This window comes from Arthrobacter sp. NPDC055585, assembly GCF_053619115.1.
Genome location: NZ_JBSHIT010000012.1, coordinates 81,344 through 92,606 on the forward strand (window position 1 = coordinate 81,344; position 11,263 = coordinate 92,606).

The 11,263-nt window shown below is 67.1% G+C and carries 11 protein-coding genes; 1 reads left to right on the forward strand and 10 read right to left on the reverse strand.

The features are described 5' to 3' along the window. Positions 1 to 3 precede the first annotated feature (3 nt). The 10 genes from ACWGQ2_RS17425 to ACWGQ2_RS17470 form a co-directional block, all read right to left on the reverse strand. Positions 4 to 510, reverse strand: coding sequence for an 8-oxo-dGTP diphosphatase (locus ACWGQ2_RS17425; RefSeq protein WP_452019499.1), 507 nt, complete (start codon positions 508 to 510; stop codon positions 4 to 6). Continuing rightward, positions 507 to 1,406 (reverse strand): site-specific tyrosine recombinase XerD, encoded by a 900-nt coding sequence (xerD, locus tag ACWGQ2_RS17430; RefSeq protein ID WP_452019510.1) that lies wholly within the window; start codon positions 1,404 to 1,406, stop codon positions 507 to 509. The genes ACWGQ2_RS17425 and xerD overlap by 4 nt, the downstream gene beginning before the upstream one ends. A 275-nt stretch (positions 1,407 to 1,681) precedes the next feature. Further along, entirely contained in the window at positions 1,682 to 2,350 is a 669-nt protein-coding gene (locus ACWGQ2_RS17435; protein WP_452019500.1) for an NUDIX domain-containing protein, read from the reverse strand. 4 nt (positions 2,351 to 2,354) lie between these two features. After that, a complete protein-coding gene (locus ACWGQ2_RS17440; RefSeq protein ID WP_325790009.1) occupies positions 2,355 to 4,049 on the reverse strand; it encodes a CTP synthase in 1,695 nt (564 codons plus the stop codon). Between the two features lie 19 nt (positions 4,050 to 4,068). Further along, positions 4,069 to 5,793, reverse strand: coding sequence for a DNA repair protein RecN (recN, locus tag ACWGQ2_RS17445; protein ID WP_452019501.1), 1,725 nt, complete (start codon positions 5,791 to 5,793; stop codon positions 4,069 to 4,071). Beyond that, positions 5,790 to 6,734: an NAD kinase gene (locus tag ACWGQ2_RS17450; RefSeq protein WP_452019502.1), complete on the reverse strand. Its 945-nt coding sequence runs from the start codon at positions 6,732 to 6,734 to the stop codon at positions 5,790 to 5,792. The genes recN and ACWGQ2_RS17450 overlap by 4 nt, the downstream gene beginning before the upstream one ends. A gap of 25 nt (positions 6,735 to 6,759) precedes the next feature. Beyond that, positions 6,760 to 7,632, reverse strand: coding sequence for a TlyA family RNA methyltransferase (locus ACWGQ2_RS17455; protein WP_452019503.1), 873 nt, complete (start codon positions 7,630 to 7,632; stop codon positions 6,760 to 6,762). Between the two features lies 1 nt (position 7,633). Then, on the reverse strand, positions 7,634 to 7,903 hold the full coding sequence (locus ACWGQ2_RS17460; protein ID WP_452019504.1) for a hypothetical protein: 270 nt from the start codon (positions 7,901 to 7,903) through the stop codon (positions 7,634 to 7,636). Between the two features lie 9 nt (positions 7,904 to 7,912). Continuing rightward, complete coding sequence (locus tag ACWGQ2_RS17465; protein ID WP_452019505.1) at positions 7,913 to 8,908, reverse strand: HAD-IIA family hydrolase; 996 nt, start codon at positions 8,906 to 8,908, stop codon at positions 7,913 to 7,915. Next, positions 8,901 to 9,734, reverse strand: coding sequence for a hypothetical protein (locus tag ACWGQ2_RS17470; protein ID WP_452019506.1), 834 nt, complete (start codon positions 9,732 to 9,734; stop codon positions 8,901 to 8,903). The genes ACWGQ2_RS17465 and ACWGQ2_RS17470 overlap by 8 nt, the downstream gene beginning before the upstream one ends. A 156-nt stretch (positions 9,735 to 9,890) precedes the next feature. Here ACWGQ2_RS17470 and ACWGQ2_RS17475 point away from each other — a divergent pair, with 156 nt between their 5' ends. Further along, positions 9,891 to 10,766 (forward strand): hypothetical protein, encoded by an 876-nt coding sequence (locus tag ACWGQ2_RS17475; RefSeq protein ID WP_452019507.1) that lies wholly within the window; start codon positions 9,891 to 9,893, stop codon positions 10,764 to 10,766. Positions 10,767 to 11,263: the final 497 nt, after the last annotated feature.

Sequence of the window (11,263 nt, forward strand, 5' to 3'; positions counted from 1 at the left end):
GGCTCAGGTGGAGGAAAAGACCACACTGGCCACACACTCGTTGTCCGGTGCCAGGGTGATGACGGCGGCGAAGTAATCTCCACCGAGCACCCGCGGCAGCCAGTGCGCGGAATCCTCCCACATCTGCGGATACGGAACCGCATCCGCCGCGTACCAGGACGGATCGATTTCCGACGACGGCGCAGGCTCACCCAGCCAGTTCCAGCTGCGGTAGACCACAGTGGACATGTCCCACTCCGGTTTGGCCGGAAAAACGAACTCAATGGTTCCCGCCGGCTCCAGGTCTGCTTCGGTGAGGGTGACGCCGGATTCCTCAAAGACTTCACGCACCGCGGCCTGTTCCGGTGTCTCCCCCGGCTCCACATGGCCCCCGAGGGTCACGATCCGCCCAATGCCGAACCCGGTCTTCTTCAGGCCAAGCAGGACTTCCTGCGTCCCGGCGCGGGTTTCACGCATCAAAAAACACAGCACCACGGGAGTGGCGCGGGGGGCCCGCGGCGCCGGATTCACAGCGCCCGCGGATGGGCTGCGGCGTAAACCTCCCGCAGCGTGTCGGCGGTGACCAGCGTGTAGACCTGGGTGGTGGTCACGGAGGCGTGCCCAAGCAGCTCCTGGACCACACGCACGTCGGCACCGCCTTCAAGCAGGTGGGTGGCGAAAGAGTGCCGCAGGGTGTGCGGGGAAACGTCCCGGTCAATCTTCGCCCGTTCAGCGGCGGTCTTGAGGATGGTCCAGGCGCTCTGCCGGCTCAGCCGCCCGCCGCGCGCATTCAGGAACAGCGCCGGCGTGCCCTTGCCCTTGCCCTTGGCAGCCGCACCAGGCCTGCCGCGCACAAGATAATCATCCAGCGCCCGAGCTGCGTAGGATCCGAGCGGCACGAGCCGCTCCTTGGACCCTTTGCCGAACAGGCGTACGACGTCGGGCCCGTTGGCCGGGATGCGCTCCAGCGAGAGGTCGTCAAGATCCAGGCCCACGGCTTCACTGATGCGCGCCCCGGTCGAGTAGAGGAACTCCAGCAGCGCCCGGTCACGCAGTCCCGTGGGAGTGTCCAGCGGAATGGCTTCCAGGATTCGGGTGACCTCATCGACGCTGATCGCCTTGGGCAGGCGCTTGCCGGGCAGCGGCGGATGCACGTCTGCTGCCGGATCCTGCGCCGTGAGCCCTTCGAGCGCCCAGAATTTGTGCAGCCCGCGCACTGCAACGATGGTCCGTGCGGCGGAACGCACACTGAGCGCGGAGGCGCCGTCGGAGCCTTCGGCGATGGACCGCGAAAACGCCGTGACGTCGTGGCGGGTGATGTCCTCGATGGCGGTGCGCCCGTTGGCGGTGAGGAAGCGTGCGTAGCGCAGCAGGTCACGCCGGTAGGCGTCCACGGTATTGCGGGCCAGCCCGCGCTCCACGGCCATGTGCTGCAGGTACGCGCCGATGGCGCGCCCAACCTCGGTGGAGCGCAGTTCATCTTCTGCGGAGCGCGAGCTGCGGGCTGCCGCGGCCGGTGTTTTTTCCGGCGCCGGGGGCTGGTGTTCCTGGGCTGCCTGGGCGAGATCTGCGCGGCTGAGGACCAGGGTGGGGTTCAGCTGGGCGGAGAGGTCCAGCTCGATGGTGTCATTGTGCCGGGGAACGGACGGGGCGCCGTCCGTTCCGGTGCCGGCTGGGGGAACGTTTGACGGCATTGGGTCCCCTAGCGGACGGAACCGTTGGGCCAGGCGTGATGCTCTGAGTGGTGTTCCGGCCACGGGGCGTCACCCGGACGCAGGCCGGCGTAGCCGGTGCTGCGTGCCGCAGCGGCTGCCAGGACTGCCGCCGCAGCCGAGGGGCTGTGCATCCGCCCCTCCAGGACTGCCGCAACGGCGTCGTCCAGATCAACCCACAGCATCTTGATTTCGGCTTCCTCGTGGAAGCGCTCATGGCGCTCCGCCTCAGGAACATCATGCAGTCCCCGTGCCAGGTAGATGCGCAGCTCTTCCCGCGAGGAACCGGGAGAAAGGAAGAGGTCGGTCAGGACGTTCCAGTCCTCAGCAACCAGGTCCGCTTCCTCAGCCAGCTCACGAACGGCAGCGGTGAGGTAGTCCTCGCCTTCGACGTCCAGGAGGCCGGCCGGGATTTCCCACAGCGTCATGCGTACCGGATGCCGGTACTGATTGATGAGCAGGATCTGGCCCTGTTCGTTCATGGCCAGGATGGCCACGGCACCGGGGTGCCGGATGAAGTCGCGGACCAGGGGCTCGCCGTCGTCGGTCAGGGTGAACTTTTCACTCACCACGTCCCAAATGGGACCGCTGTAGGCCACGGATGATTCCAGCAGCCGTCGCGGACTCTGTTCGTCGGCGAACCCCCGGTCTTCGCTCATTGCCTTACGCCTCCGCGCCCTGATGTGCCAGGGCAGCCTTGATCAGGCCGGCGAACAGCGGGTGAGGGCGGGTGGGCCGCGAGCTCAGTTCCGGGTGCGCCTGGGTGGAGACGTAGTACGGGTGGACCTCTTCGGGGAGTTCAACGAACTCCACCAGCTGGCCGTCCGGGGACGTGCCGGAGAAGACCAGGCCGGCTTCGGCGATCTGCTCACGGTAGGCGTTGTTGACCTCGTAGCGGTGGCGGTGGCGTTCGGCGACGGCGGTCTTGCCGTACGTCTTGGCCACAACCGAGCCTTCATCGAGCTTCGCGTCCCACAGGCCAAGGCGCATGGTGCCGCCCATATCGCCCTGGCCGGCCACAATGTCCTTCTGCTCGGCCATGGTCGCGATGACCGGGTACTTGGTGTCCGGCTCGAATTCGCTCGAGGATGCGCCTTCAAGGCCAACCACGTTGCGGGCGTATTCGATGACCATGCTCTGCAGGCCAAGGCACAGGCCCAGGGTCGGCATCTTGTTTTCGCGGGCGAACTTCAGTGCGCCGAGCTTGCCTTCGAGGCCGCGGATGCCGAAGCCGCCGGGAACGCAGATGGCGTCCACGCCGTCGAGGGCCTTGCGGGCACCTTCTTCGGTGGCGCAGTCATCGGAGGGGACCCAGCGGATCTTGACCTTGGTGTTGTTGGCGAAGCCGCCGGCACGCAGGGCCTCGGTCACGGACAGGTAGGCGTCCGGAAGGTCGATGTACTTGCCGACCAGCGCCACCTCAAGGTGGTGCTTCGGGTTGTGGACGGCCTCGAGCAGGCGGTCCCACTTGGTCCAGTCCACGTCCTTGAACTTCAGTCCCAGGTGCTGGACGATGTACGCGTCCAGGTTCTGGGAGTGCAGGGTCTTGGGGATGTCGTAGATGCTCGGAGCATCCGGGCAGCCGATAACGGCATCGACGTCGACGTCGCACATGCGGCCGATCTTGTCCCGCATGGAGTCCGGCACGGGCCGGTCCGAGCGGATGACGATCGCGTCCGGCTGGATGCCGATGGAACGCAGGGCTGCCACCGAGTGCTGGGTGGGCTTGGTCTTCAGCTCCTGGGACGGGCCGATGTACGGCACCAGGGAGACGTGCAGGAAGAAGACATTGTTGCGGCCCACGTCCTGGCGGACCTGGCGGGCTGCTTCGAGGAACGGCTGGGACTCGATGTCGCCGACCGTGCCGCCGATTTCGGTGATGATGACGTCCGGAGCCTTCTTCGCCTCGGAGGGCAGGCGCATCCGGCGCTTGATCTCGTCGGTGATGTGGGGAATGACCTGGACGGTGTCACCGAGGTATTCGCCGCGGCGCTCCTTGGCAATGACGGTGGAGTACACCTGGCCGGTGGTCACGTTGGCGGACCCGTCGAGGCTCTCATCGAGGAAGCGCTCGTAGTGGCCGATGTCGAGGTCGGTCTCTGCGCCGTCGTCGGTCACAAAGACTTCGCCGTGCTGGAAGGGGTTCATTGTGCCCGGATCCACATTCAAGTAGGGATCGAGCTTCTGCATGGTCACCGAGAGGCCGCGTGCCCGAAGCAGGTGGCCGAGGCTGGAAGCCGTCAGTCCCTTACCGAGGGAAGAAGCCACACCGCCGGTGACGAAGATGTGTTTGGTCGTAGAAGACGACTTGGGAAACCTGGAATTTGATCGCTGCACCACGGAATTCGAGCCTATCACCTTTTGGTCGTTGGGGTTATCACTCACCGGGGACGGCAGCCGTCGCCAGCAGTTCCTCGGCGTGGGCACGGGCCGACTCCGAGTCCTCGTGGCCCGCAAGCATCCGGGCCAGTTCCCTGATCCGGGCCTCGCGGTCCAGCACGACGACGTCGCTGGCGGTTACGCCGGTGCCGTCGCCAGCGGAGGAAGAGGTTTTAATCACGCGGATATGGTGGCCCGCGAAGGCCGCCACCTGCGGAAGGTGGGTGACGACAATCACCTGGACGTGCCGGGCAAGCATCGCGAGCCGGCGGCCGATTTCGATCGCCGCCTTGCCGCCGACGCCGGCGTCCACTTCGTCAAAGACGAACGTCGGTACGGGGTCCACTTCGGCCAGCACCACCTCGATGGCGAGCATGACCCGGGAGAGCTCGCCGCCGGAGGCGCCCTTGCCCAGCGGGCGGGGCGGCGCTCCGGGATGCGGGGCAAGCAGGAACTCGATGGCGTCAGCGCCGTGCGGGCCCAGCTCGCCGGTCGGCTCGACGTTGATCACCAGCCGCGCATCCGGCATGGCCAATGCGGTCAGTTCCGCACTGACGCGCTCCCCCAGTTCGGCCGCGGCTTCGGTGCGCAGCTTGGACAGGCCGGCTGCCTCGTCCCGTAGCCGGGCCTCCAGCTCGGTCAGCTCGGCTTCCAGGGATTCGATGCGGTTGCCGTCGTCACCCAGGTCTGCCAGCCGCGCGCGGCTGGTTTCGGCCCACTCCAGCACTTCATCGATGCTCGGCGCGTACTTGCGCACCAGGGTGGCCAGCTCGGCCCGCCGGGATTCAACTTCGGCCAGCCGGCCGGGCCCGTCGGAGTCCAGAGAGGCGCTGTAGCTGGAGAGTTCAGCCGCGATGTCCGCCAGGATGTAGCCAACCTCGGCCAGCCGGCCTGCAGCGGCGGCCAGCGCCGGATCATGCTCACCGGCCAGCTCCAGCTGCCGCTTGGCGGCGTCCACCAGGGACGTTGCGTCCGAACCGTCGGAGAAGTCCCCGGCGACCAGCGCCGTGTGCGCTCCGACTGAGGCCGTGCGCAGCTCTTCGATATTGCCCAGGCGCATGGCCTCGGTCTTCAGGTTCTCGTCTTCGGCCGGTTCCGGCGCGACGGCGTCGATCTCCTCCAGCGAGGCCGCCAGGTACTCGGCCTCCCGCAGGCGTTCGCGGGCGGTCTCACGCAGTTCCGTCAGTTCCGCCGCGGCAGCGCGCCAGCGGTCGTAGCCTTCGCGGTAGGTGCCCAGAGCAGCGGAGAGGGTTTCGCCGGCGTACTTGTCCAGGGCTTCGCGCTGGGCGGTGGTGCTCTTGAGCCGCAGCTGGTCCGTCTGGCCGTGCACCGCCACGAGGTGGCTTCCGACCTCTGCCAGCACGCCCACGGGGGCTGAGCGGCCGCCCAGGTGGGCGCGGCTGCGGCCGTCGGCGTTGACGGTGCGGGCCACCAGGAGTTCAGTGCCGCCGTCGTACTCCTCTAGCTCGGCGCCCGCGTCCGCAGCGCGCGCCACGGCGGGACTGTCCGGCGAGAGCCGCACTACGGCTTCGGCGAGGGCGGACTTGGCACCTGTCCGGACCGCACCGGCGTCCGACCGGGCGCCCAGCAGCAGGCCCAGGGCCGTGATGACCATGGTCTTGCCGGCACCGGTCTCACCGGTGACGACGGTGAAGCCGGATCCGAGCGTCAGGGTCGCATCCGTAATGACACCCAGGTCCCGGATGCGGATTTCTTCGATCACGGGAGCACTCCTCCGCTTTCGGCTGTATCTGCGGGATGGTTCACGGGGCCGCGCCAGCCCTGGGTGGGCAGCTGGAACTTGCGGACCAGGCGTTCGGAGAACGGTGTCTGGTGGGTGCGCGCAAGCCGTACGGGCACGGTGGACCGGGTGACTTCAACACGGGCACCCGGGGGCAGGTCCAGGCTGCGCCGGCCGTCGCACCACAGCAGCCCGTTGGCGGCGTTGCGGGTGAGGATTTCCACGGCCAGGATCGAGTCCGGGGCTACCACCAGCGGGCGGGAGAACACGGCGTGGGCGCTGATCGGGGTGATCAGCAGTGCTTCGACCTCGGGCCAGACCACCGGTCCCCCGGCGGAGAAGGCGTAGGCGGTGGAGCCGGTAGGTGTGGCCATCACGACGCCGTCGCAGCCGAAAGAGGAGATCGGGCGGCCGTCCACTTCCATGACCACTTCGAGCATGCGCTGCCGGTCGGCTTTTTCTACGGCGGCTTCGTTCAGGGCCCACGTGTGGGCGAGCAGGGTGCTGTCCAGCCAGACCTTCACGTCGATCGTCAGGCGCTCTTCGACCGTGTAGGCGCGGTCCACGACCCAGCCCACGGTCTTTTCAAGGTCTTCTCGTTCGCTTTCGGCCAGGAAGCCCACGTGTCCCAGGTTCACACCCAGCAGCGGAACCTCGGTGTCCCGCACCAGTTCGGCAGCGCGCAGGATGGTTCCGTCTCCGCCAAGCACCATGCCCAGATCCACGTCGGAGAGCTGGACGTCTTCATTGAGGATCTCGGTGGGGACGGTGAGCTGTCCGTACTCGCCCTGGATGTCTTCGAGGTCCTTGCGCCGCATCACGGGCACCAGGCCGGCGGCGTGCAGCTGGGTGCAGACTTCCTGGGCCGCAGCCATGGCGGCCTTCCGGCCGGTGTGCGCGAGCACCAGTATCCGTCTGCTCATCGTGTTCCAGTCCTGTTCTGCTCCGTTACGGAGCAAGTGTGTTGCCGTCCCGCCAGTCTTCTACGCCCTGCGGCGCATCCGCAAACGCGGACGGCCCGCCGAAAACCTGGTTGACCAGTTCGGAGGCAGCTGCTGCGCGTTCTGCGGCGTCGCGGGCTTCTTCCACGGGCACCGTCATCCACATAAAGAATTCCACATTCCCGTTCTGGCCGGGCAAAGGGCTGCGGGCGATTCCGCTGATTTCCAGTCCGGCGTCCAGCGCTGCCCCGGCCACCCGCTCGACGGCGAGGCGGTGGCGCGCGGGGTCGGTGACGACGCCGGTGCGGTTCAGCAGCTCCCTGCCCACCTCGAACTGGGGTTTGGCCATAAGCAGCAGGCTGCCGCCCGGCCGGGTTGCCGCAGCCAGGGGCGCAACAACCATGGTCAGGGAGATAAAGCTGAGGTCGGCCACGGTGAGATCCACGGTGCCGCCGATGTCCGCAGGCGTGAAATAGCGGACGTTCATGCCCTCGAAAACCCGGACACGGGGGTCAGCACGCAGGGAGTCGACCAGCTGCCCGTGCCCCACGTCCACGGCGGCAACTTCCCGGGCTCCGGCGCGCAGCAGCACGTCGGTGAATCCACCGGTGGACGCGCCGGCGTCGAGGCATCGGAGACCGGCGGGGTCCACGGCCGGGAAGGCTGCCAGCGCTCCGGCAAGTTTGTGTCCGGCACGGCTGACGTAGTCGGGTCCGCCGTCGTCTGCCACCGTGAGCGGCTCATCCGGCTGGATGGGCGCCGAGGCCTTGGTGAGGACGGTCTGGCCGCGCTGGACGCGGCCGGCAGCGATGAGCTTGGCGGCGTGGGTGCGCGACCGCGCCAGTCCGCGCGAAACCAGCTCCTGGTCGAGCCGGGCCATGCTAGGCACTCCCCCGTCCGGGCTGTGGCCGGGGCGCAGGGACCGGGCTGGACGCGGAGGAGCCCGACGCCGCTGGTACGGCCGGGACCTGCCCGGGTTCCTCGTTCAGGGCAGCCAGGAGGCCGTCGTGCAGGCTGCCGTAGAGGGCAGCATGCTCGCCCACCGGTGCCTCGGCCACGTCTCGGAGCCGGGACAGGACCGAGTCCACGGCGGGATCGCCGGTCAGTTCCGGTTCCAGGGCGGCCCGGCTGGGTTCTGCACTTTCATCCACGGGCTCAGCCTAGCTTCCGGCACCGACAGTCCAGTGGACCTGTGGATTGGTTTGCTGGGCAGCATTGGGATGCTCCTGCCACCAGGCGGCGCACGCGGCACGCCAGCCGTCCAAGTCCCCCTCCGGTGCGTCAACGAGGATCTCTCCCCCACTGACCCGTGCCGATGCCGAACCGCAGCGGAACCCGCCGTCAACGGGTTCCGGTGACGGGTACGGCTCATAGAGGGCACCCAGATAGGGAATCAGGAAGTCCGGGCGCTCGGTCGTCCGCGCTGCCAGCGCTGTTGCCGGGCTGTCGACGCCGGTGAGCACCAGCGCGGTGGCGTAGCCGGCGTTGGTGCCTCCCAGAATGTCCGTGTCCAGCCGGTCGCCGACGACGAGGGGGCGTTCCACACCAAGGTGGCGTGCCGCCGTCGTAAACAGCGGTGCCTCCGGTTTGCCGGCAACCACTGGACGCTTTCCGGTGGCGGCGGCGACGGCGGCAACCAACGTGCCGTTGCCGGGCGCAATGCCCCGCGCCTGCGGAATAGACAGGTCCGTGTTAGTGGCAACCCACACTGCTCCGGCCGCGACCGCGAAGGCGGCCTCGGCCAGGTCCTTCCAGCCGAGTCCGGGATCAAAACCCTGAATGACGGCTGCCGGCTTGTCGTCCGCGGAGGAGACGGGTTCCAGGCCCTGCGCGCGGACCTGGTCGGTGAGTGTTGCACTGCCGGTGACCAGTACCGTGCTGCCTGCCGGAACCAGTCCCGCCAGCAGTTCCGCTCCGGCCTGCGCGGAGCCGAACACGTTCTCAGCAGTGGCAGGCGCGCCCAGCTCACGCAGGTGTTCCGCGACGGTAGCCGAGGAACGTGAAGCGTTGTTGGTGATGTATGCCAGCTTCACGCCGGCCGCTTCCAGCCCCTGAAGCGCAACGGGTGCCCCGGGGATGGCATGCGGTCCGGCGTAAACGACTCCGTCGAGGTCAGCGAAGACCGCGTCGAAGCTGCCCAGCAGCGGCTCAGTCATTGCGGTCCGCGCTCTGGCGGGCGTCGTCGTCCTCGCTGTCCGGCTCGGCTTCTTCGGTGCCGAGGAGGGCTTCGCGCTCATCGCTGGGAAGAGCATCTTCGTCTTCGGCGTCGATGTCAGCCGGGTTGGCTTCGCTTCCGGCGCGCTCGGCGTAGTTTCCGGAGCGGTCGTCTGCGGTGTCTGCCGCGGTGGCTCCTGCGGCCGGGGCTGCGCCGTCGTGCTGAGTGTTTTCGGCGTCGCGGCGGAAGCGCGGCTTGGCCGCGGGCTCGTCGTCCTCGCCGAGGTCCATGATCTCCGGCTCGGCGAACTCGCCGATGCCCAGAACACTTTCGGCCAGCAGAGCCTGGCGGCGCCACGGCTCAGCTTCGTTGCCGCGGCCGGCCAGTTCAAGGGCATCGGCGTAGGCGCGGAAGAGCCGCGGGCTGTAGGAGAACGCACGGTTCTTGTCCAGCTGCGGAATCTCGAGTGCGCTCACCGCGGCATCGTACTGCTCCATGTCCATGCGGGCACCGGAGGCAACAATCGCCACGTCAACCTTGCCGGCGTTATCCAGCTCGGCTGCTTCCTCGGAACGCACCAGATCCAGCGCGCGGTCCGGGCGGCCCAGGCCACGCTCACAGTCGGCCATCATGGCCAGGTATTCGTTGGATCCGCTGATCCGGCGGTGGGTGCGGAACTCGCGCAGGGCGTCGCCGAACTCACCGGCGGCATACGCGGTCAGTGCTACTGCTTCGCGAACGGCAGCGAGCCGTCCGCCGCGGCGGCTGGCTGCGAGGGCGTGCTGGAAAGCCAGCTCAGGATCGGTGTCGATCAGGCGGCCGGCCATGACCAGGTGCTTGGAGACCCATTCGCCGTTGACCTCTTCGAGGTTGCGCAGCTGTGCACGGGTGACCTTGTCCAGTTCCTGGCCTGTGACGTCGTCGTCGATCTCCGGTGAGCGTTCACGGTCTGCACGGTTTGCGCTGCGCAGGTCGCGGGCATTGTGCTTGCGCTCAGTGACCGGTGCTTCCTCGGTGCCGTGCCGCTGCGGGCGGTCGTTGCTGCGCTGCGGGCGGTCCGAGTCCTTGCGGAACGGCTTGCGCTCACCGTCGCGGGCCGGACGATCACTCCACGGCTTACGCTCACCACGATCAGAATTGAAGGAACGGCGTTCCCCGTCACGGGCCGGACGATCACCAAACGGCTTACGATCGCGGGAGTCCTTATTGAAAGGCTTACGCTCACCACGATCGGAGTTGAACGGCTTACGCTCACCATCACGAGCCGGACGATCACCAAACGGCCTACGCTCATCCCGGCCGGCAAACGGCTTACGATCGCCCCGATCATTACTAAAAGGCTTGCGCTCACCATCACGAGCCGGACGATCACCAAAGGGCTTACGGTCGCGGGAGTCCTTGTTGAACGGCTTGCGGTCCCCGCGATCGTTACTGAACGGCTTACGCTCACCACGATCATTACTAAAAGGCTTACGCTCACCATCACGAGCCGGACGATCACCAAACGGCTTACGCTCACCACGATCAGCGTTAAACGGCTTACGGTCACCGCGATCGTTATTGAAGGGCTTGCGGTCATCCCGACCGGCAAACGGCTTACGCTCACCACGATCAGCGTTGAAAGAACGACGCTCGCCATCGCGGGCCGGACGATCACCAAACGGCTTACGGTCACCGCGATCGTTACTGAACGGCTTCCGGGGACCGCCCTCCTTGCTGAAGGGCTTGCGCTCACCATCACGGGACGGACGACCGGCGGAAGACTGCCTGTCGTTGTAGGACTTGCGCTGCGGGGGCTTACGATCGTTCGCGCGGGGGCGTCCCTGGCTGTCTCGATCTTCCCGGTTGTTCTGCTCTGACATGCTGAGTTCCTCTCGTCGTGAGCCGACCAACGGAATTTACTGCAGTCGCTCGCCACTATGTATGTGTAGGTAATGGGCAGGATCTTGCCTGCGAAAGTCATGGGGACCGCAAGGGGTCCTTCTCAATTCTACGGCAGAGAGCGGACTCCCCGGTCCGCCGGGCTCAGTCAGGCCAGGCAAGAGCCGTGAAGCTCACCACTTCCTGGCCTCCGTCTCCCCCTAAAGGGAGACGCACCTGGATTTCCGTGCCGTGGTTCCCACGGTTTGTGGCGGGTTTTGTCTGGTGTGGTCCCACTGGTTGACAGGTGTCACCGAACATGGGAAGCACGGTTAGGCCGGCCGGGGAGGCATAGGCCGGCTTGGCGGTGGCTCCGCTGCCTGGCGTGGATGAAAAAGCGGTGTTAAACGGGTCAGGCCCCGCAGCGTTGCGGGGCCTGAGCCTTTTTAATGATTGTCCGGCGGTGACCTACTCTCCCACACCCTCCCGGGTGCAG